The sequence below is a fragment of the Mesorhizobium bavaricum genome, assembly GCF_056781655.1.
Genome location: NZ_CM165566.1, coordinates 1,523,985 through 1,545,468 on the forward strand (window position 1 = coordinate 1,523,985; position 21,484 = coordinate 1,545,468).

The window sequence follows — 21,484 nt, forward strand, 5'->3', positions numbered from 1 at the left end:
GATCGAATGATGAGCGCCGTGGAACTCAATCTCTCAATCCGTACAGCAGCAATGGCAATTCATCATTTTGCGGCAATTGATGCTCTTCCGTCAATCGCTATCTATTTCATGCACAACGGTTGCGTTCTGGCTCGCGTTGCCATCCGCCGGCCAAAGGCGGACAATGCGCCATCACAAACCCAGGGAGAGAAATCATGATCGACTACGGTCATTTCATCGGCGGCAAGCATGTCGCCGGGACCAGCGGCCGCAAGCAGGATGTCATGCAGCCGATGGACGGCACCGTGCGCGGCACGGTGGCGCTGGCTTCGCAGGCGGAACTGCGCGCAGCCGTCGAGAATGCCAAGGCGGCCCAACCGAAGTGGGCGGCAACCAATCCGCAGCGCCGCGTGCGCGTGCTGATGAAGTTTCTCGAACTCGTCGCCCGCGACTATGACCAACTGGCCGACATTCTGGCGCGCGAGCACGGCAAGACGATCGCCGACGCCAAGGGCGACATCCAGCGCGGCCTCGAAGTGGTCGAGGTCTGCATCGGCGCGCCGCATATGATGAAAGGCGAATTCACCGACGGCGCCGGCCCCGGCATTGACGTCTATTCGATGCGCCAGCCGCTCGGTGTCGTCGCCGGCATCACGCCGTTCAACTTCCCGGCAATGATCCCGCTGTGGAAGATCGCGCCGGCCATCGCCTGCGGCAACGCCTTTATCCTGAAGCCGTCGGAGCGCGATCCGGGCGTGCCGATGCGCATTGCCGAACTGTTCATCGAGGCCGGCCTGCCGGCTGGCATCCTCAACGTCGTCAATGGCGACAAGGGCGTGGTCGACGCGATCCTCGACGATCCCGACATCAAGGCCATCGGCTTTGTCGGCTCGACGCCGATCGCCCACTACATCTATTCGCGCGGCACCGCCGCCGGCAAGCGCGTGCAGTGCTTCGGCGGCGCCAAGAACCACATGATCATCATGCCCGACGCCGACATGGACCAGACCGTCGATGCGCTGATCGGCGCCGGCTACGGCTCGGCCGGCGAGCGCTGCATGGCGATCTCGGTGGCCGTCCCGGTCGGCGAGGATACCGCCAACCGGCTCATGGAAAAGCTGGTTCCGCGCGTCGAAAGCCTGAAGGTCGGACCTTCGACCGACTCTTCCGCCGATTTCGGCCCGCTGGTGACGGCGCAGGCGCTGGAGCGGGTCAAGGGTTACGTCGACACCGGTGTCAAGGAAGGCGCCAAGCTGGTCGTCGACGGCCGTGGCTTCTCCATGCAGGGTTACGAGGACGGCTACTACATGGGCGGCTGCCTGTTCGACAACGTCACATCAGACATGCGCATCTACAAGGAAGAGATCTTTGGTCCAGTGCTATCGGTGGTACGGGCGCCGACCTATGAGAGCGCGATCAAACTCGCCAACGATCACGAGATGGGCAATGGCGTCGCTATCTTCACCCGTGACGGTGACGCAGCGCGCGACTTCGCCTCGCGGGTCCAGGTCGGCATGGTCGGCGTCAACGTGCCAATCCCGGTGCCGATCGCCTACTACACTTTCGGCGGCTGGAAGGCGTCGTCCTTCGGCGACCTCAACCAGCACGGCCCGGACGCATTCCGCTTCTACACCAAGACCAAGACGGTCACCTCGCGCTGGCCGTCCGGCATCAAGGATGGTGCGGAGTTCGTCATCCCGACGATGAACTAAAATCCGACAGCTATTTCACGGGAAAGGGCGCGGCTTGGCCGCGCCCTCTTTGCGTTGGATTACACGGTCGGAATGGTACCGCCGTCGATGACGTATTCGGCGCCATGGATGCCGGAAGCGCGGTCCGAAACAAGGAATGCCACCAACTCGGCAACTTCGTGCGGCCAAGCCGGCCGGCCGATCGGGATGCCGCCAAGCGCATCCATGACGCCCTGGCGTGCGGTTTCTTCATCTGAACCGGAATGGGCGGCCAGCCTCTTCACCATCGCCTCAGATGCGGTGGTGTGGATCCAGCCGGGCGCCACGGTGTTGACTCGAATGCCTTTAGGGCCGAGTTCCTTGGACAACGCCTTGCTGTAGGTTGCAAGGGCTGCCTTCGCCGCCGCATAGGCAATGGTGGATTCGTGCAGCGGCAGCCGGCGCTGGATCGACGATATGTGAACGATCGCGCCGGCACCCTGTTCCACCATATGTGGGACAAGCAGGCGGTCGAGCCGCACCGCCGCGAGCAGGTTGAGGCTCAGCTCGTCCTGCCAGGCCTGATCGGTCAGTCCGGCAAATCCTCCACCGGGGCTTTTCGACCCGCCGACGTTGTGAACAAGGATATCGACGCCACCGAGACTGTCCATGGTGGATGCCGCCACTTTTTCTGCGCCGGCCAGAGTGCTGATGTCAGCTTGCACGAACAGCTTCGGCGATGATGGTCCGGTCGCCGAGCGGGCGGTAGTGACAACCATCGCGCCCGCCGCCGTAAGCCGGCGCACAATGGCTTCGCCGGCACCCTTGGTGCCGCCGGTGACCAGAACGCGCTTGCCGGTAAATTCCTGATTGTCGACCGGGAATTTCCCAGGGATGGTCATGCACCGATCTCCAGCCGCGTGATCCGGTCGTCGGCCAGCGTGAAGTTGTAATGGAGCGTCGCCGGGCTGCCCGGGAAATTGCCTGAGACGAGGCCGGCGATCCGCCATGAACCGCCATTGGCGGTCGCGTCGGCGACCTCAACCGTCACCCGATATTTGCTTGTCGTTGCTTCCATCCATCCGCGGATGGCGGCCGAACCCCGACGGGTTTCGCCTTCGTCCTTGACCGTGGCATCCGACGCGAAGGGTATGAGCATGGCGTCGACGTCGTGTCTGTTCTTGGCGACAAAATAGTCGGTCAGCGGCTGCGGAAGTTTTACGGTCATGGCTCGTCTCCGGTCCCAGTTCCTGCCGCCGACTTACAGTCCACGGCTTGTCGGGCTCCTAAAATGAGATATGCTGAAAAAATGACAAGAACCGACGAAAAAGTAAGGTACTTACCTGAAAGTAAGGTTGAAGCATTGACGCCATTGTCGGCCGCGAGCGGCGTCGAGAATGTGCTGCGTATCCTCGAAGGCCGCTGGAAGCTGGTGATCCTGTTTCACCTGTTTGGCGGCAAGGTGTTGCGCTTTTCCGACCTCGAACGGGCGATCCCGGCGATCTCGCAGAAGATGCTGATCCAGCAGCTGAGGCAGATGGAGGGCGACGGGATCGTGCGCCGCATCGTGCATCATCAAGTGCCGCCGAAAGTCGAATACTGTCTGACCGATTGGGGCCAGGCGCTATGCCCGGCTCTCGACGCCCTGCTGAAATGGGCGGCGCTTCGCGAACCCGTGGAAGGCTGACGGGATCGTCGTCCCGCTGCCCGCCGCAGGGCCGAAATGGCGCTTGTTTTCGGATCGGGACCTCACCATATCGACTCCAGGGAATGTGACAGAATTCCCAGACGACAGACCGGAAACCAGAAGGAGTGACGTGATGAAGACGTCGGACCCGGCCTGGAACGCGCCGGCATATTGAGGCTGCCCATGTGCCTCCCTTTGCCGGAACGTCAAGGCGAAGGAGGTGCCAAATGGCACACAAATTTTCGTTTCGATGGATCAGGATAGCCGCGATCGGCGCCGCGCTGGCGCTGTCGACGCTATCCGCACAGGCGCAATTCGTCTGCGGCGGCCACGGCGATCTTGTCGCGGGACTGGCGCAGGCCTTCCAACAAAGGCAGATCGGCTACGGGGTGGTCGGACAAGCCGCCATCGTCGAAATCTACGTTTCGGCAAGTGGGACATGGACCATGCTGGTAACCGACGTGCAGGGCCAAAGCTGCATCATCGCGACCGGTGAGGGCTGGGAGAATACCCTCGCGGTGACCGCGACGGCGCAAGGGATCTGACCGCCCGATCAGCGGGTCGCGGCCACCTCGGCGTGGCCGCGCAGCAGCGCCATCAGCCGTTTGGCATCCTTGGCAGCGGCCTCCTCGTCGCCGTCGAGGATCGAGCGGATCAGCGCGACGTGGTGCTCGGCCGATTCGGCAAGCCCGGTGTCGGCCTTGTAGCGGAACCAGAAGCGGCGGCTGTGGGCCTGCAAGGGGGCTGCCAGGCGGGCAGCAAACGGGTTGTCGGCGGCCAGCGCCAGCGCTTCGTCGAGCGCCTTGTCGGCCTGGATGAAAGCAAGCACGTTGCCTGCGATCACCGCCTTTTGCATGGCAAGGGCTGCTTCGTGAAACATGTCGGCGGCTTCGCGGGTGACGAAGCGGGCGGCCGAGCGGGCCAGCACCACCTCGACGCCGCGGCGCGCGTCAAGCGCGCGCAGCCAGTCGCCAGGATGCAGCGGAGCGATCGCAATGCCGGCGCGCGGCCGTACGTCGAGCAGCCCTTCCCAGGCCAGCCGCTGGATCGCTTCACGCACCGGTGTGCGGCCGAGCGCCAGCCTTTCGATCAGGGCGCCCTCGGTGACGAAACTCGCCGGCGCCAGTTCGAGCGTGACGATCATGTGCTCGAGCACGCGGTAGGCTTTGGCCGCCGCAGGCTCGAATGCGGTAGTTGATTCCATGGATATCAAAGGCGATCTCCTGATATATTCAGGATATATCATAGGAGAATCCTCATTGACAGGCGGTTTCTTAACAGATATACCGCTGATATATCAGATGGAGCGATGACCATGTGGACCGGAGTTTTCCCCGCCGTTACGACCAAATTCACTGTTGACGACCGCCTCGACCATGCCGAGATGGAACGCTGCTTTGGCCTGCAGATGGAGGCCGGCTGCGACGGCATCATCGTCTGCGGATCGCTCGGCGAAGGGCCGATGCTGTCACCGGATGAGAAGATCGAGGTGCTGAAGACCGCCCAGAAAGTCGCCGGCAAGAAGCCGGTGCTGCTGACGGTCAATGAGGCCGGCACCCGCGAAGCCGCCAGCATTGCCCGCCGCGCCGCCAAGGAAGGCGCCAATGGTCTGATGGTGGTGCCGAGCCCGATCTATCACACCAATGCGGAAGAGACGGTCGCGGCGCTGCGCGCCGTGGCCGAGGCCGGCGACCTGCCGGTCATGATCTACTCCAACCGGCTTGCCTACCGCGTCGACGTCACCGTCGACCAGATGGAGGAGCTGGCGTCGGACAAGCGCTTTGTCGCCATCAAGGAATCCTCCGACGACATCCGCCGCTCGACCGAGATCATCAATCGCCTGGGCAGCCGCTACGACCTGTTCACTGGCGTCGACAATCTCGCCTTCGAGGCGCTGTCGGTCGGCGCCATCGGCTGGGTCGCCGGATTGGTCACGGCGTTTCCGCGCGAGACCGTCGCCATCTACCAGCTGATGAAACAGGGCCGCCGCGAAGAGGCGCTCGCCATCTACCGCTGGTTCCGGCCGCTGCTCGATCTCGACGTTTCGACTTATCTGGTGCAGAACATCAAGCTTGCCGAGGTGTTCGCCATTCAAACCAACGATCGCGTGCGCATGCCGCGCCAGCCGCTGTCGGGCGAGCGCCGCAAGGCAGTCGAGAAGATCGTCAAGGATGCACTGGCGGTACGGCCGAAGCTGCCGCAGTTCTGAGGCTTTCTTCTCCCCGGTTAGCGGGAGAAGATGCCGGCAGCCAGATGAGGGACAGCGCCCACGTGCAGGGATATTCCAAGTCGACAGAAGCGGGCCTCCGTCCCGCCCCTCGAACACCTTCTCCCCGTGAACGAGGAGAAGGCAAAGACATCGCCATCATCGGTGGCGGCATCATCGGCATCTGCGCCGCCGCCCGTCTTGCCGAGGCGGGGCGCAACGTCACGGTCTTCGATCGCACCGGCATCTGCGAGGAAACGAGCTCCGGCAACGCCGCCGCCTTTGCCTTTTCAGAAGTGCTGCCGATGGCCCACAAGGGCATGATCCGGCAGTTGCCGAAATGGCTGGCCGACCCGCTCGGCCCGCTCAGCATTCCACCCGCCTATCTGCCCAAGCTTTTGCCCTGGCTGGTCCGCTTCTGGCGCGCCGGGTGGAGCGATCGCTACGAGGCCAGTCTCACCGCGCAGGCCGGCATGATGAAGCTCGCCGAAGCCGAATGGATGGCGCTGCTCGATCGTTCCGGCACGCGAGGGATGCTGCGCGAGGACGGCTCGCTCGAACTCTACGAGAGCGAGGCCGAGTTCCGCGCCTCGCTGCCCGGCTGGGCGGCGCGTGAGCGTTTCGGCATCGGTTTCCGCCATGTCGAGGGCGAAGACCTTGCGGACTTGCAGCCCGGGCTTTCGCCACTTTTCGTCAAGGGCACCTTCGTGCCGGGATGGAAGACGGTCGCAGATCCAAAACTGCTCGGCAAGGCGGTGTGGGCCTATGCGCAGACCAAGGGCGCGCGCTTTGAAATGGCTCGGATCGAGCGCGTCGCGGCGGACCAGGATGGCGCGACACTGACGCTGGCCGATGGCACGACAAGGCAGGCCAGACATCTCGTCATTGCCGCCGGCGCGTGGTCGCATCTCCTGGCGCGGCAGCTCGGCGATCGCATTCCGCTGGAGACCGAGCGCGGCTACAACACGACGCTGCCGAAGGCTGCCTTCGACGTGAAGCGGCAGCTGATCTTTTCCGGTCATGGCTTCGTCATCACGCCACTTGAAACAGGCCTGCGCGTCGGCGGCGCCGTCGAACTCGGTGGCATCGAGCGGCCGCCCAATTATGCGCGATCGAAGGCGCTGCTGCAGAAGGCACAGAAATTCCTGCCGGGGCTCGATCCGACCGGTGGGCGCGAATGGATGGGGTTCCGACCCTCGTTGCCGGATTCAGTGCCAGTCATTGGCCGCGCGCCCGGAGGCCGGTCGGTGGTCTATGCCTTCGGCCATGGCCATCTCGGCCTGACCCAGGCGGCGGCCACCGGGCGATTGATCCGCGACCTTGTCCTGGGGCAGGTTCCGCCGATCGATCTGGCCCCCTTCAGTCCAAAACGGTTTTGATTTTTCGAGGAGCGTCATGGCCAAGAAATCCTTCTTCTGCATAGACGGCCACACCTGCGGCAATCCGGTGCGGCTGGTCGCGGGCGGCGGCCCGCTGCTGCAGGGGTCGACGATGATGGAACGGCGCGCGCACTTCCTTGCCGAATATGACTGGATCCGCACCGGGCTGATGTTCGAGCCGCGCGGCCATGACGTGATGTCGGGTTCGATCCTCTATCCGCCGACGCGCGTGGATTGCGACATCGCCATCCTGTTCATCGAAACCTCGGGCTGCCTGCCGATGTGCGGCCACGGCACCATCGGCACGGTGACGATGGCGATCGAGCACGGGCTGATCAAGCCGAAGACGCCGGGCGTGCTCAGGCTCGACACGCCGGCCGGCCTGGTCATCGCCGAATACAAGCAGGTTGGCGACTATGTCGAGGAGGTGCGCATCACCAATGTGCCGTCCTTCCTCCATGCCCAGGGCTTGACCGTCGAATGTCCGCAACTCGGCGAGATCACCGTCGACGTCGCCTATGGCGGCAATTTCTATGCCATCGTCGAGCCACAAAAGAACTATCGCGACATGGCCGATTATTCGGCCGGCGACTTCATCGCCTGGAGCCCGGTGGTGCGGCAAAGGCTCAACGAAAAATATTCCTTCGTGCATCCGGAGAACCCGGGCATCAACCGGCTGTCGCACATGCTATGGACAGGTGCGCCGACGGTGGATGGCGCGGACGCGCGCAATGCCGTCTTCTACGGCGACAAGGCGATCGACCGCTCACCGTGCGGCACCGGTACCTCGGCGCGCATGGCGCAGCTTCATGCCAAGGGCAAGCTCAAGGCCGGCGACAGCTTCGTCCATGAATCGATCATCGGTTCGCTGTTCAAGGGCAAGGTCGAAAAGGACGTCACCGTCGCCGGAAAGCCGGCGATCATTCCCTCGATCGGCGGCTGGGCGCGGATGACCGGCTTGAACACCATCTTCATCGACGACCGCGATCCGTTCGCACATGGTTTTGTCGTCAAGTGATATCTACCGATCATCTGCCGCGGCATCGACCGAGACCTCCTGGCGAAACCAGTCGGCGAAGGTAAGGGCTGCGGGCGCGGCATCCACCGACATCGTCAGGAAGTAGCCCTTGTCGCGGTTGGTTGCGACCTGCGACAAAACAATCAGATCGCCGCGATTCAGTTCGTCCCGAAAAACGTCGACGGGACAAAGCGCCACGCCGTGGCCGGCGATGACCGCCGTTGCTAGAATGTTGAAGTCGGCGAAGACGGGTCCGTTGCCGACATCGACATTGGGCAGTCCGGCCTCGGAGAACCACTCGCGCCAGCCCTGGCGGTTCTCGTCATGAAGCAGGTCCGCCCCTGCCATACCCGCAGGTGTTCGCAGATGGTCCTTGCCAGCGAAGTAATAGGGGCTGCATACCGGCCGGTTCAGGCGTGAAAACAGCTTGAGACTGGTGACGCCGGGCGTCGGATCCGCCCCAAGCGTGATCAGCACATCGTTCTCGCCATCGCCGAGCCTTTCCTCGGCCCGGGCATAAGCCACACGCATGCCGATATCGGGATGGGCGGCCGTGAAGTCCGGCAAGCGGGGCACGAGCCAACGGCTGGCAATGGAAGGGATGCAGCCCACGGATACGGTCGCCACCGCTGCATTGCGCCGAATGCGCCGGCATGTGGCGCCGAGTTCGGCAAGTGCCCCGCTCGCCGAGGCCTGGAGGATAACCCCGGCGTCCGTCAGCCGCACCTTGCGCGCATCCCGGTGGAAAAGCGGCACGCCCAACCACTCCTCCAGTCGCCTTATCTGGTGACTGATGGCCGGATGAGTGACGTGCAGCTCCTCGCCGGCAGCGGAGAAACTGAGATGACGCGCAGCAGCCTCGAAAGCCCGGACGGCGTTCAGCGGGACGTATTCCATATGTAAAATTTACTAACATATCGGGTGAGAAGCAATCATTTGAAGACGTGCCTATCTTGCGGCATTTCTGCAGTCGGATCTCGGGTCTTTTTCCGGTCCATCACCGGAGACTCCGGACATTTGACGATACGCAGGGAAAGCGATCATGTTCACCAGACAATTGGCTGATGTAGAAAAATCTGACTTCTTCGTGGATTGGGGCAATGGCACCAGTCACCGCCTGCTGACACAAAAGGACGGCATGGGGTTCACCGTCTGTCATACCGTTGTGCGTGCAGGCAGCGAGTCGCGCCTCCACTATCGGCGACATTTCGAGGCCTGCTACTGCATCGCCGGCACCGGTGAGGTCGAAGACATGTCCGGTGAGGTGCATCGTATCGAGCCGGGCACGATCTATGTGCTCGATGAACATGACGACCACTATCTGCGTGCCGATGCTGCCGGCGACATGATCCTGGTCAGCGTATTCAATCCTCCCCTTGATGGCACCGAGCGGCATGTCCTGAGCGAGAATGGCGGGTCTGCCTACTGAGTGCCCCGGGGGAACCACCGCACCCTCGATCGGCGGCTGGGCACGGGTGACCGGATTGAACGCCATCTTTCTCGACGGCCGCGATCCGTTCACGCATGTTCTTGTGGTCGGGTAATGGGAAACCTCACCCTGCGGAAAGCGACAGGGCGAAAAACGGATGATGTCAGCAACGCAACGATTCCTCTTATCACCTAATTTTGACGGTGATTTCTTCGAAACGGGGCGCATGATGCGGTCGAATCGTCAAAGACATTGCGTTATGCCAATGATAGGGTCCGCGATAGTCCAGGGGCCGGATGGGAGAAAAGGGCAATCCGACGGCGTGTCGGCAAAACGCGCATGACGATTGAAAAATGACGTTGCAATCCGGGCTCGAAACTTTACGACTAGGGGAAATACGAAAAGGAATGCGTCTGCATGGGCGACATTCCAGGGGAGCCACGTACACATGCAGTACTTTGTCCAGCAGCTTATCAACGGGCTGACGCTGGGATCGATCTATGGGCTGATCGCGATCGGCTACACGATGGTCTACGGCATTATCGGCATGATCAACTTCGCCCATGGCGACATCTTCATGGTGGGCGCCTTCACGGCGCTGATCGTTTTCCTCGTCCTCGGCGCGCTGTTCTATTCGGTGCCCGTCGTCGTCGCGCTGCTGGTCATGATGATCGTGGCGATGCTGCTCACCAGCCTCTACAACTGGACGATCGAGAAGGTGGCCTACCGGCCGCTGCGCGGTTCGTTCCGGTTGGCGCCGCTGATCACCGCGATCGGCATGTCGATCGCGCTGTCGAACTTCGTCCAGGTGACCCAGGGGCCGCGCAACAAGCCGATCCCGCCGATGGTCAGCCAGGTCTACAACATCAACGGCATCAGCGTGTCGCTGAAACAGATCATCATCGTCGCCGTCACGGCAGCGCTCCTGGCGCTGTTCTGGTATCTGGTCAACAGGACATCGCTGGGTCGGGCGCAAAGAGCGTGCGAGCAGGATCGCAAGATGGCGGCACTGCTCGGCATCGACGTTGATCGCACGATCTCGATCACCTTCATCATGGGCGCGGCGCTCGCCGCCGTCGCCGGCACTCTGTTCCTGATGTATTACGGCGTCATCGCCTTCTCCGACGGCTTCACGCCGGGTGTGAAAGCGTTCACCGCCGCGGTGCTCGGCGGCATCGGCTCACTGCCGGGCGCGGTTCTCGGCGGGCTGATGATCGGCTTCATCGAAAGCATGTGGTCCGCCTATTTCTCGATCGACTACAAGGACGTCGCGGCGTTCTCGATCCTGGCGATCGTGCTGATCTTCCTGCCTTCCGGCATTCTGGGCCGGCCAGAAGTCGAAAAGGTCTGAGATCATGGCCGTCACCGTATCTCCGGAGCGCGACGTCGTCGCCACCCCTGTGCAGCGCGCGTTGCGCGAGGCGTTCTACGCAGGCGCCATCTCGCTTGGCCTGTTCGTGCTGTTCATTGGCCTGAAGACCGGCCAGAACATCTCCAATGAACTGGTCGTGACCACGCGCTGGGGCCTGCTCGCCGCCGTGGTGATCGCCACAGCCGTCGGCCGCTTCCTCTATGTCGCCTATGGCCAGCCGTTCATGGCCAACCAGAAGATCGCCGACGTCGCCACCGGCCTGTTGCCAGGCAGCGTGGCATCACGCTTCTTCCAGTTGCCGGCGTTCATCGGGGCCGTTGTCGCGGCAGTGCTGCTGTTCGTGTTCAACAGCTCTCTCGCCGGATGGGTGGGAGCAGAACCGGCCGGCTATCTGCAATTCCTGCGCGCCCTGGCGGTCATCTACGTACTGGCTTGCGTGATCTACTATTTCAGGGCCTTCATCCATGCCAACTTCACCAAACTCGGCATTGCCGCGCTGGTGCTGTACCCGATCCTCGTAGTCGCGGTGCTGTCGCTGAGCGCCTGGTCGATTGCCGGCGGGCTGCAGGGCTCGCTGAAATGGGTCGATAATTTCGGCATCCAGATCCTGATCTACGTGATGCTGGCCTGGGGCCTGAATATCGTTGTCGGCCTCGCCGGCCTGCTCGACCTCGGCTACGTCGCCTTTTATGCACTTGGCGCCTATGCGTATGCGCTGCTCGGCACCCAGTACGGCCTGTCGTTCTGGATCCTGCTGCCGGCAGCCGGCGCCATGGCCGCCTTCTGGGGCGTGCTGCTCGGTTTCCCGGTGCTGCGCCTGCGCGGCGACTATCTGGCGATCGTCACGCTGGCTTTCGGCGAGATCATCCGCCTGGTGCTGATCAACTGGCGCGAGGTCACCAACGGCTCGGCCGGCATTTCCGGCATTCCCAAGGTGAGCTTCTTCGGCCTGATGTCGTTCAACGTGTCAGACCCGAACTATATCGCCAAGGTGCTGCACATCGCTCAATCAGGCGCCTACTACAAGATTTTCCTCTATTATCTGATCCTGGGCCTGTGCCTGCTCACCGCCTTCGTCACCATCAGGCTGCGCCGCCTGCCGGTCGGCCGCGCCTGGGAAGCGCTGCGCGAGGACGAGATCGCCTGCCGGTCGCTGGGCATCAACACGACGACGACCAAGCTCACGGCTTTTGCAACAGGCGCCATGTTCGGCGGCTTCGCCGGCTCTTTCTTCGCCGCGCGGCAAGGCTTCGTCAGCCCGGAATCCTTCGTCTTCCTGGAATCGGCGATCATCCTGGCCATCGTCGTGCTCGGCGGCATGGGCTCGCTGGTCGGCATAGCGGTTGCCGCACTGGTGATGATCGGCGGCACCGAGGCGCTGCGCGAACTCGACTTCCTCAAGCAGATCTTCGGGCCGGACTTCACCCCCGAACTCTACCGCATGCTTCTGTTCGGCATGGCCATGGTCATCGTCATGCTGTGGAAGCCGCGCGGCTTCGTCGGCAGTCGCGAACCGACCGCCTTCCTCAAGGAGCGAAGGGCTGTCTCCAGTTCCTTCACCAAGGAGGGCCACGGCTGATGAATGCGAGCACACCCATGAACGCGGCCATCCTGCAGGTCGATCACCTGTCGATGAAGTTCGGCGGCCTGGTCGCCATCGGCGACCTGTCCTTCACCGCCAAGCGCGGCGAGATCACCGCGCTGATCGGACCCAACGGTGCCGGCAAGACCACCGTGTTCAACTGCATCACCGGCTTCTACAAGCCGTCGGAAGGCATGATCACGCTCAACCGGAACGACGGCTCCAGCTATTTGCTCGAACGTCTGCCCAATCACGAGATCCCGGCGCGCGCCAAGGTGGCGCGCACCTTCCAGAACATCCGCCTGTTCTCGGGCATGACGTTGCTGGAGAACCTTCTGGTTGCCCAGCACAACAAGCTGATGAAGGCCTCGGGCTATACGGTGCTTGGCCTGTTCGGCTTCCCGAGCTATCGCAAGGCCTCGGCCGAATCGATCGACCTCGCCAGGCACTGGCTGGAGAAGGCCAATCTTGTCGATCGTGCCGACGATCCGGCCGGTGACCTGCCCTATGGCGCACAGCGCCGCCTCGAGATCGCCCGCGCCATGTGCACGGGTCCGGAGCTTCTGTGCCTGGACGAGCCGGCGGCCGGTCTCAATCCAAAGGAATCGGCGTCGCTCAACGAACTGCTCATCGACATCAAGAACACCACGGGCACCTCGATCCTGCTGATCGAGCATGACATGTCGGTGGTCATGCAGATTTCAGACCATGTCGTGGTGCTGGAATATGGCCGCAAGATCTCGGACGGCAGTCCGCAATCGGTGCGTACCGATCCGCGCGTCATCGCCGCCTATCTCGGCGTCGACGACGAGGAAGTCGAGGCGGTCCTCACCGAAGTCGGCGACGAAGACGTCATCGAACAGCTCGATACCGGGCCTGATGGCGCGCACGGTCCGGGGACATCGTCATCGTATCTCGCCGGGCCGGTGACCGACACGGTCGGGCACATTTCGGGCGAGCGGGTAACGGTGGCGAAGGGCGCGTCAAAGGCCGATCAGGTCGACGCAAGATCGATTGCCGCGGCAAGCAAGGCGGCCTCGCTGGCTGCCGTACCGGCCGCGAAGCCCGCTCCAGCGGCGAAGGCAAAGCCTGCTTCGAAAGCGGCGTCCAAGGTGGCAACCGGAGCGGCGGTGAAGTCGACCGCTGCGTCCGCACCGACCAAACCGGCAGCCAAGACTCCGGCAGCCGCCAAAGCGCCAGCGGCCAAGGTTGGGGAAATCTCCAACAGGCTGGCGGCGCCCCGCGGCGGCAAGGCCGACAATCTGACCCGCATCAAGGGCATCGGCACAGTCAACGAGAAGAAGCTCAACGAGCACGGCATCTTCCATTTCGACCAGATCGGCGCCTGGAAGAAATCAGATGTCGAGGCCGCTGAAGCCTATCTTGCCTTCGATGGGCGCATCGCTCGTGAGGAATGGGTCAAGCAGGCCAAGCTGCTCGGCAAGGGCAAGGACACGGAATTCTCGCGTCGCGTCGATGCGGGCAAGGTGGCGACCAGCCATGCGTCCGGAAAGACTGCAAATGCAGCTTCCGGAAAGACCACGGCTTCCGGAAAGACTGCCGCCGCCAAGCCTGTGGCGGGCAAGCGCGGAGGGGGCAAGTGATGGCCGGGACAACGCTGCTCGATATCAAGGGCGTGCAGACTTATTACGGCAACATCCGGGCGCTGAACGGCGTCGATGTCACCGTCAACGAGGGTGAGATCGTGGCCCTGATCGGCGCCAACGGCGCCGGCAAGTCGACGCTGATGATGACCATCTTCGGCGCGCCTCGCGCCCGCGCCGGCACCATCACCTTCGCCGGCACCGACATTACCCAGATGCCGACGCATGAGATCGCTCGCATGCGCATCGCCCAATCGCCCGAAGGCCGGCGCATCTTCCCGCGCATGACGGTGATGGAAAACCTGCAAATGGGCGCCAGCCTCGACAACCTCAAGCACTATGACGAGGACGTCGAGAAGGTGTTCACGCTGTTCCCGCGGCTCAAGGAGCGTATCGGCCAGCGCGGCGGCACGCTGTCGGGTGGCGAGCAGCAGATGTTGTCGATCGGACGTGCGCTGATGGCGCGGCCAAAGCTGCTTTTGCTCGACGAGCCGTCGCTGGGTCTGGCGCCGCTGATCGTCAAGCAGATCTTCGACGCCATCCGCGAGCTGAACCGCACCCAGGGGCTGACCGTGTTCCTGGTCGAGCAGAACGCCTTCGGCGCGCTCAAGCTCGCCACGCGCGGCTACGTCATGGTCAACGGCAACGTGACGATGAGCGGCACCGGCAAGGAGCTGCTCGCCAATCCGGAAGTGCGCGCCGCCTATCTCGAAGGCGGACACCACTGAGCTCAGGAGACTTCACCATGCAGGGTATTCTCTACGAGGAGCCGTCGATCTGGCAGTTCTTCTTCGTCACCTGTCTGCTCGGCGGTTGGGCGGCCTGGATGACGGGCAAGGCCAGCGCCCAGACATGGCGCAGCTTCATCCAGCTGTTCGCCTATATGCTGGGCCTCGGCATCGGCATCCGCTTCATCCATCACGCGCTGTTTGGCGGCACGATGTTCTCGCTGCACTACTACGTCGTCGACACCATCGTGCTGATGATCCTCGGCTTCGTCGGCTATCAATACACGCGCACCAACCAGATGGTGACGCAGTATAATTGGCTCTATGAAAGAGCTTCAATCTTGAGCTGGAAACCGAAAGGTTGACGCTCACCATTAACGCCGCTTCGGGGATGAATCGGCGTGACAAGTGCCTGAAAATCGGCAAACTATGCTTTCTGCGATAAGGGTGGGCATCGCATGAAAGCTTCATCCACGCCCACTCCGTAAATGGGAGCGTTTAAATGAAAAAGTCACTTTTGTCCGCCGTCGCCCTGACCGCGCTGGTCGCGTTCGGCGGCAACGCGTGGGCTGATGTACTGATCGGCGTTGCCGGTCCGATCACTGGTCCGAACGCAGCCTTCGGCGCACAGCTTCAGAAGGGTGCGGAAGCGGCTGTCGCCGACATCAATGCCAAGGGCGGCATCAACGGCGAGCAGATCAAGCTCGAGGTTGGTGACGACGTCTCCGATCCGAAGCAGGGCATCTCGGTCGCCAACAAGTTCGTCGGCGACGGCGTCAAGTTCGTGGTCGGCCACTTCAACTCGGGCGTGTCGATCCCGGCATCGGAAGTCTATGCGGAAAACGGCATCGTCGAGATCACCCCGGCGGCCACCAACCCGCAGTTCACCGAGCGTGGCCTGTGGAACGTGTTCCGCACCTGCGGACGCGACGACCAGCAGGGTAGCATTGCCGGCGCTTATCTCGCCGCGAACTTCAAGGACGCCAAGATCGCCGTCGTGCACGACAAGACCACCTACGGCCAGGGCCTTGCCGACGAAACCAAGAAGGCAATGAACGCCAAGGGCCTGACGGAAGTCATGTATGAAGGCATCAACGTCGGCGACAAGGACTTCTCGGCTCTGATCGCCAAGATGAAGGAAGCCGGCGTCTCCATCATCTATTGGGGCGGCCTTCACACCGAAGCCGGCCTGATCATCCGCCAGGCGGCTGACCAGGGCCTCAAGGCGACGCTGGTCTCCGGTGACGGCATCGTGTCGAACGAACTGGCTTCGATCGCAGGCGACGCGGTCGCGGGCACGCTCAACACGTTCGGCCCGGATCCGCGCCTGATCCCCGCGAACAAGGAACTCGTCGAGAAGTTCCGTGCGCAGGGCTTCGAGCCGGAAGCCTACACGCTCTACGCTTACGCTGCCGTGCAGGCGCTTACGGAAGCAGCGACGGCCGCCAAGTCGAACGACCCGCAGGCAGTTGCCAAGGCACTGCATGAAAACGGCCCGTTCAAGACCGTGCTCGGCGACCTGTCCTATGACGCCAAGGGCGATCCGACGCTGCCCGGCTACGTCATGTACGAGTGGAAGAAGGGCGACGACGGCAAGTACACCTACATCCAGAAGATGTAAGCCTGTCGGCCTCTAGACTTACGGATGCCCGGCGCCTCGCGCCGGGCATTTTTCTTTTGGGCGCGCTCCCCTTTCCGATGAGTCCGGAAAGCCGCTACAGCCCGGCCTTTGGCCAGAAAAGGAACGTGCCTTGAACGGCAGCTTCGGCGCTTTCTTGCGCGTTCGACCGAATGCGACCAGGTTTGGCGCAAAGATTCCATTTCAATCGGTTTAATCCAGCGTCAATTTTGTTTGCGCTGCAGCATTTTCGCGCTAATCATGGCGTCTGTTTCCCTCCCCGACACTGTCCGGAGTTCGTCCTTGGCCATCACGAAGATCCTCGTCGCCAACCGATCCGAAATCGCCATTCGCGTTTTTCGCGCGGCCAACGAACTCGGTCTCAAAACCGTGGCGATCTGGGCCGAGGAGGACAAGTATTCGTTGCACCGCTTCAAGGCCGACGAGAGCTACCAGGTCGGGCGCGGGCCGCACCTGACCCGCGACATGGGTCCGATCGAAAGCTACCTGTCGATCGAGGAGGTGATCCGCGTCGCCAGGCTTTCCGGCGCCGATGCCATCCATCCCGGTTACGGGCTTTTGTCGGAAAGCCCCGAATTCGCCGAAGCCTGTGCCGTCGCCGGCATCACCTTCATCGGGCCGAAGCCGGACACGATGCGCCGGCTCGGCAACAAGGTTGCCGCGCGCAATCTGGCGATCGAGGTCGGCGTGCCGGTGATCCCGGCCACCGATCCGCTGCCGGACGACATGGGCGCGGTCAAGAAGCTGGCCAAGGAGATCGGCTATCCGGTGATGCTGAAGGCATCGTGGGGCGGCGGCGGGCGCGGCATGCGCGCCATCCGCTCCGAGGCCGATCTTGCCCGCGAGGTCATGGAAGGCAAGCGCGAGGCGAAAGCCGCCTTCGGCAAGGACGAGGTCTATCTCGAAAAACTGATCGAGCGCGCCCGCCACGTCGAGGTGCAGGTACTGGGCGACACGCATGGCAATGCGGTGCATCTGTTCGAGCGCGACTGCTCGATCCAGCGCCGCAACCAGAAGGTCGTCGAGCGTGCGCCCGCGCCATATCTCCAAATGTCACAGCGCGAGGAGCTTTGCGGCTACGCGCTGAAGATCGCGCGCGAGACCAGCTATATCGGTGCTGGCACGGTCGAGTTCCTGCAGGATGCCGATACGGCCAAGTTCTATTTCATCGAGGTCAATCCGCGCATCCAGGTCGAGCACACCGTCACCGAGCAGGTGACCGGCATCGACATCGTTAAGGCACAGATCCACATCCTCGACGGCTTTGCCATCGGCACGCCGGAATCGGGCGTGCCGGCGCAGCAAGACATCCGGCTGAACGGCCATGCACTGCAGTGCCGCATCACCACCGAAGATCCCGAGCACAATTTCATCCCGGACTACGGCCGCATCACCGCTTATCGCGGAGCCACCGGCTTCGGCATCCGCCTCGACGGCGGCACCGCCTATTCCGGCGCGGTCATCACCCGCTTCTACGATCCGCTGCTTGAGAAGGTGACGGCATGGGCACCGACGCCAGCCGAGACCATTGCCCGCATGAACCGGGCATTGCGCGAGTTCCGTATCCGCGGCGTCGCCACCAATTTGACCTTCCTCGAAGCGATCATCAATCACCCAAGCTTTGCCGACAATTCCTATACGACCAAGTTCATCGACACGACGCCGGAACTGTTCCAGCAGGTGAAGCGGCAGGACCGCGCCACCAAACTCATCAACTATCTTGCCGACGTGTCGGTCAACGGCCATCCCGAGACGCGGGGGCGGCCGGAGCCGAAGGCCGACGCGGCCGCCCCCGTCGTGCCCTACCTCAACGGCAACGTGCCGGGCGGCAGCAAGCAGAAGCTGGACGTGCTCGGACCGGAGAAATTCGCCGCCTGGATGCGCGAGCAGAAGGAAGTTCTGGTCACCGATACGACGATGCGCGACGGCCATCAGTCGCTGCTGGCGACGCGTGTGCGCACGCATGACATTGCCGGCATCGCCGGCACCTATGCGCGCGCCCTGCCGCAGCTTCTGTCGCTCGAATGCTGGGGTGGCGCCACTTTCGACGTTGCCATGCGCTTCCTCACCGAGGATCCATGGGAGCGGCTGTCGCTGGTGCGCGAGGCAGCGCCCAATCTGTTGCTGCAGATGCTGCTGCGCGGTGCCAACGGCGTCGGCTATACCAACTATCCCGACAATGTCGTGCAGCATTTCGTCAAGCAGTCGGCAAGCGGCGGCGTCGACCTGTTCCGTGTGTTCGACTGCCTGAACTGGGTCGAGAACATGCGCGTCGCCATGGACGCGGTCGGCACCGAGGGCAAGCTGATCGAAGCGGCGATGTGCTACACCGGCGACATACTCGACCCGGCGCGAGCCAAATACGATCTCAAATATTATGTCGGCCTCGCCGGCGAATTGCAGGCGGCCGGCGCCCACATCATCGCGGTCAAGGACATGGCGGGCCTGTTGAAGCCTTCCGCCGCACGCGTTCTGTTCAAGGCGCTGCGCGAGGCGACCGATCTGCCGATCCATTTTCACACCCACGACACGTCAGGCCTGTCGGCGGCGACGGTGCTGGCGGCGGTGGAGAGCGGTGTCGATGCCATCGACGCGGCGATGGATGCCTTTTCCGGCAACACATCGCAGCCTTGCCTGGGCTCGATCGTCGAGGCGCTGAAAGGCACCGAGCGCGACCCGGGCCTCGACCCACAATGGATCCGCAAGATCTCCTTCTACTGGGAAGCGGTGCGCAACCAGTACGCCGCCTTCGAAAGCGACCTCAAGGGACCGGCCTCGGAAGTCTATCTGCACGAAATGCCGGGCGGACAGTTCACCAATCTCAAGGAACAGGCGCGCTCACTTGGGCTCGAGACACGCTGGCACGAGGTGGCGCAGACCTATCACGACGTCAATCTCATGTTCGGCGACATCGTCAAGGTAACGCCGTCGTCCAAGGTCGTCGGCGACATGGCATTGATGATGGTCAGCCAGGACCTGACGGTCGCCGATGTCGAAAATCCGGCCAGGGACATCGCCTTTCCGGACTCGGTCGTCTCGATGCTGCGCGGCGATCTCGGCCAGTCGCCCGGCGGTTGGCCGGCGGCGCTGCAGAAGAAGGCGCTGAAGGGCGACAAGCCGATCACGGTGCGGCCTGGTTCGCTGCTCAAGCCGGCCGATCTCACGGCCAGCCGCAAGGAAATCGAGGAGAAGCTCGAGCGCAAGCTCTCGGAGTTCGAATTCGCCTCGTGGCTGATGTATCCGAAGGTGTTTTCCGACTTCGCCGGCGCGCAGGAGACCTACGGACCGGTCAGCGTCCTGCCGACGCCGACCTATTTCTACGGCATGAAGCCGGAGGGCGAAATCTTCGTCGACATCGAGAAGGGCAAGACGCTGGTGGTGCGCTGCCTGGCGATCGGCGATGTCGACGAGAAGGGCATGGTCACCGTGTTCTTCGAACTCAACGGCCAGCCGCGCCGCGTCAAGGTGCCCGACAGGGCACATGGTGCTTCCGCCGCCAAGGCCCGCCGCAAGGCCGAGCCGGGCAACGAGGCGCATGTCGGCGCGCCGATGCCGGGCGTCGTCTCGGCGCTTTCGGTTGCCGCCGGCCAGGCTGTGAAGGCCGGCGACGTGCTGCTTTCCATCGAGGCGATGAAGATGGAAACGGCGCTGCATGCCGAGCGCGACGGCACGGTCGCCGAGGTGCTGGTCAAGGCCGGCGATCAGATCGATGCCAAGGATCTGCTGATCGCCTTCAATTGAGACCTTACCTTTTGAGAATTCTACTCCGGCGGTCACCTGATGCGGGTTTCTGCGCTTCCGGTGCTCATGGACCGGAATGTCTGCTGCGCGCCGGCTCTCGAAACCATGCCATCCGGCTTACCGGAGCGAATTCTGAAAAGGTCTCGGATCCGGATTGAGGCCGGATTGTCACGTCCTGTCCAACGTCTCGACAGGCCGCATCGATAACCGCTTGACCCGCCGCCGTCGGTCGGGCATCGAACCGGCTCAAATTTGCCGCCGTAGTCCCCCGAGTCGCGGCGCAGGAACGATGTGGAGAAAACATGGCCGACGATATCACCGAGACCAGCCAGACTGTTGCCGCCGGCCAGCTGCGTGCCTTCATCGAGCGCATAGAGCGGCTCGAGGAGGAGAAGAAGACCATCGCCGACGACATCAAGGAAGTGTTCGCCGAGGCCAAGGGCACCGGCTTCGACACCAAGGCGATGCGCACGATCATCCGGCTGCGCAAGAAGGATCAGGCTGAGCGGCAGGAGGAGGAAACCATCCTCGACCTGTACAAGGCCGCGCTCGGCATGGTGTAAGACTAACCGGCCCGGCGCCCAACGCGGTTGCCGGAGATACAGTTCGAACCATGAGCGAATTCGACTTCGGCGCCCGCCGCGCCTCTGAATTCCGCCAGCGCGGCTTCTGGGCGCTGTTCGCCGAACGGCATCCGGAAGAAAGGACTCTGATGGCGAGGCGCGGACCCTGGTTCTGGCAGCGCGGAATGCCCGATTTCGCCTTGGTCCTTTCCATGTATGTCGCGCCGGCGCAGAACCATGTCGGCGTCTTCTTCGGCCGCAACGAGAAGTTTGGCGCCACGCAAGCCTGGTCGCGGTTGAAGCCGTTCCAGCCGGCGATCGAAGACAGGCTGAAGCTTAAGCCCGAACAGAGTTGCGAGGGCCTTGGCATCAATTCGATGTGGCGGGTTAACTGCTATGCCGAAGACAACTGGCCGGCCATGGCCGACTGGCTGGTGACGGAGGCCTCGCGCATCGAACGCGCGGTGACCGAAGTCCTGGGACAGGGATAGTTCGCCGGTGTTGCCAGAAGGCATCCGATCCTTCTTCCGCTCACGCTGGCAAGGCCAGATGCCACTCGATCGGCTGTTCTGGCGCGACCTCGTCCTTGTCGGCACCGCGATCAACGTCGCATTTTCGGTGGTCGCGATCATCCTGCTCGCACTGAAGCTGCCGCTCGCGCTGGCTCTGGCGGCGCATTTCGCGCCGGTGCCCTACAACATCTTTCTGACGTTTGCGGTATGGCGAACCACGGAAAAGGACAAGGGCGCCAAGGCCTCATTGATGACGCTTGGCGCCACATTGTGGCTGATCCTGGTGGTTGTGGTCTGACAGCGCGGACATGGCGCCTGTCGCGTTCGCCGGGCTCCTGCTGCGCATGAAAAAGGGCAGCCGCAGCCGCCCTTTCC

The 21,484-nt window shown here is 62.8% G+C and carries 22 protein-coding genes; 18 read left to right on the forward strand and 4 right to left on the reverse strand.

The genetic code is table 11. From position 1 onward, the window contains the following. Nucleotides 1-6: 6 nt before the first annotated feature. Together AC1RZR_RS07390 and AC1RZR_RS07395 are read left to right on the forward strand one after the other, a co-directional pair. Nucleotides 7-198: a hypothetical protein gene (locus AC1RZR_RS07390; protein ID WP_481828122.1), complete on the forward strand. Its 192-nt coding sequence runs from the start codon at nt 7-9 to the stop codon at nt 196-198. Beyond that, complete coding sequence (locus AC1RZR_RS07395) at nt 195-1,691, forward strand: CoA-acylating methylmalonate-semialdehyde dehydrogenase (protein ID WP_477269085.1); 1,497 nt, start codon at nt 195-197, stop codon at nt 1,689-1,691. The genes AC1RZR_RS07390 and AC1RZR_RS07395 overlap by 4 nt, the downstream gene beginning before the upstream one ends. Nucleotides 1,692-1,750: 59 nt before the next feature. On the opposite strand, the gene AC1RZR_RS07400 is transcribed toward AC1RZR_RS07395, so the two are convergent. Both AC1RZR_RS07400 and AC1RZR_RS07405 read right to left on the reverse strand, forming a co-directional pair. Beyond that, a complete protein-coding gene (locus AC1RZR_RS07400) occupies nt 1,751-2,551 on the reverse strand; it encodes an SDR family oxidoreductase (protein WP_481828123.1) in 801 nt (266 codons plus the stop codon). After that, entirely contained in the window at nt 2,548-2,877 is a 330-nt protein-coding gene (locus AC1RZR_RS07405) for a nuclear transport factor 2 family protein (protein ID WP_481828124.1), read from the reverse strand. Before AC1RZR_RS07405 ends, AC1RZR_RS07400 begins: the two co-directional genes overlap by 4 nt. Before the next feature lie 135 nt (nt 2,878-3,012). On the opposite strand from AC1RZR_RS07405, the gene AC1RZR_RS07410 reads away from it, so the two are divergent. Both AC1RZR_RS07410 and AC1RZR_RS07415 read left to right on the forward strand, forming a co-directional pair. Beyond that, on the forward strand, nt 3,013-3,336 hold the full coding sequence (locus AC1RZR_RS07410) for a winged helix-turn-helix transcriptional regulator (protein ID WP_208647184.1): 324 nt from the start codon (nt 3,013-3,015) through the stop codon (nt 3,334-3,336). Between the two features lie 227 nt (nt 3,337-3,563). Then, complete coding sequence (locus tag AC1RZR_RS07415; protein WP_477269088.1) at nt 3,564-3,881, forward strand: hypothetical protein; 318 nt, start codon at nt 3,564-3,566, stop codon at nt 3,879-3,881. Nucleotides 3,882-3,889: 8 nt separating this feature from the next. Here AC1RZR_RS07415 and AC1RZR_RS07420 read toward each other — a convergent pair whose 3' ends face one another. Next, nucleotides 3,890-4,540, reverse strand: coding sequence for a GntR family transcriptional regulator (locus AC1RZR_RS07420; RefSeq protein WP_481828125.1), 651 nt, complete (start codon nt 4,538-4,540; stop codon nt 3,890-3,892). Between the two features lie 111 nt (nt 4,541-4,651). Here AC1RZR_RS07420 and AC1RZR_RS07425 point away from each other — a divergent pair, with 111 nt between their 5' ends. From AC1RZR_RS07425 to AC1RZR_RS07435, 3 genes are all read left to right on the forward strand, one after another. After that, the gene (locus AC1RZR_RS07425; RefSeq protein WP_481828126.1) at nt 4,652-5,545 is read left to right on the forward strand and encodes a dihydrodipicolinate synthase family protein; all 894 of its coding nucleotides are present in this window, start codon (nt 4,652-4,654) and stop codon (nt 5,543-5,545) included. Nucleotides 5,546-5,607: 62 nt separating this feature from the next. After that, nucleotides 5,608-6,921, forward strand: a complete 1,314-nt coding sequence (locus tag AC1RZR_RS07430) for an NAD(P)/FAD-dependent oxidoreductase (RefSeq protein WP_481828127.1) — start codon at nt 5,608-5,610, stop codon at nt 6,919-6,921. Nucleotides 6,922-6,937: 16 nt separating this feature from the next. Continuing rightward, entirely contained in the window at nt 6,938-7,939 is a 1,002-nt protein-coding gene (locus AC1RZR_RS07435) for a 4-hydroxyproline epimerase (RefSeq protein ID WP_481828128.1), read from the forward strand. 3 nt (nt 7,940-7,942) lie between these two features. Here the strand turns inward: AC1RZR_RS07435 and AC1RZR_RS07440 are convergent, their stop codons facing one another. Next, nucleotides 7,943-8,836: a LysR substrate-binding domain-containing protein gene (locus AC1RZR_RS07440; RefSeq protein ID WP_477269093.1), complete on the reverse strand. Its 894-nt coding sequence runs from the start codon at nt 8,834-8,836 to the stop codon at nt 7,943-7,945. A 145-nt stretch (nt 8,837-8,981) separates the two neighbouring features. Between AC1RZR_RS07440 and AC1RZR_RS07445 the strand changes: the two genes are divergently transcribed. The 11 genes from AC1RZR_RS07445 to AC1RZR_RS07495 all read left to right on the forward strand — a co-directional run bounded on the left by AC1RZR_RS07445 (nt 8,982) and on the right by AC1RZR_RS07495 (nt 21,407). Beyond that, entirely contained in the window at nt 8,982-9,368 is a 387-nt protein-coding gene (locus AC1RZR_RS07445; protein ID WP_379099829.1) for an ectoine synthase, read from the forward strand. Between the two features lie 448 nt (nt 9,369-9,816). Beyond that, a complete protein-coding gene (locus AC1RZR_RS07450; protein WP_379099826.1) occupies nt 9,817-10,719 on the forward strand; it encodes a branched-chain amino acid ABC transporter permease in 903 nt (300 codons plus the stop codon). A 4-nt stretch (nt 10,720-10,723) separates the two neighbouring features. Continuing rightward, nucleotides 10,724-12,319 carry a high-affinity branched-chain amino acid ABC transporter permease LivM gene (livM, locus tag AC1RZR_RS07455; protein WP_481828129.1) on the forward strand — a complete coding sequence of 532 codons (1,596 nt, stop codon included), beginning with the start codon at nt 10,724-10,726 and terminating at the stop codon, nt 12,317-12,319. Next, a complete protein-coding gene (locus AC1RZR_RS07460; protein ID WP_481828130.1) occupies nt 12,319-13,926 on the forward strand; it encodes an ATP-binding cassette domain-containing protein in 1,608 nt (535 codons plus the stop codon). Before livM ends, AC1RZR_RS07460 begins: the two co-directional genes overlap by 1 nt. Continuing rightward, the gene (locus AC1RZR_RS07465; RefSeq protein ID WP_477269096.1) at nt 13,926-14,654 is read left to right on the forward strand and encodes an ABC transporter ATP-binding protein; all 729 of its coding nucleotides are present in this window, start codon (nt 13,926-13,928) and stop codon (nt 14,652-14,654) included. Before AC1RZR_RS07460 ends, AC1RZR_RS07465 begins: the two co-directional genes overlap by 1 nt. 17 nt (nt 14,655-14,671) lie before the next feature. Continuing rightward, a complete protein-coding gene (locus tag AC1RZR_RS07470) occupies nt 14,672-15,019 on the forward strand; it encodes a DUF6867 family protein (protein WP_379099815.1) in 348 nt (115 codons plus the stop codon). A gap of 137 nt (nt 15,020-15,156) precedes the next feature. Next, nucleotides 15,157-16,275, forward strand: a complete 1,119-nt coding sequence (locus AC1RZR_RS07475) for a branched-chain amino acid ABC transporter substrate-binding protein (RefSeq protein WP_477269098.1) — start codon at nt 15,157-15,159, stop codon at nt 16,273-16,275. Nucleotides 16,276-16,575: 300 nt separating this feature from the next. Continuing rightward, complete coding sequence (gene pyc, locus AC1RZR_RS07480) at nt 16,576-20,034, forward strand: pyruvate carboxylase (protein WP_481828131.1); 3,459 nt, start codon at nt 16,576-16,578, stop codon at nt 20,032-20,034. 302 nt (nt 20,035-20,336) lie between these two features. Next, a complete protein-coding gene (locus tag AC1RZR_RS07485; protein WP_352695314.1) occupies nt 20,337-20,597 on the forward strand; it encodes a DUF2312 domain-containing protein in 261 nt (86 codons plus the stop codon). 50 nt (nt 20,598-20,647) lie between these two features. Further along, nucleotides 20,648-21,088, forward strand: coding sequence for a hypothetical protein (locus AC1RZR_RS07490; protein ID WP_481828132.1), 441 nt, complete (start codon nt 20,648-20,650; stop codon nt 21,086-21,088). A gap of 7 nt (nt 21,089-21,095) precedes the next feature. Next, the gene (locus AC1RZR_RS07495; protein WP_481828133.1) at nt 21,096-21,407 is read left to right on the forward strand and encodes a hypothetical protein; all 312 of its coding nucleotides are present in this window, start codon (nt 21,096-21,098) and stop codon (nt 21,405-21,407) included. Nucleotides 21,408-21,484: the final 77 nt, after the last annotated feature.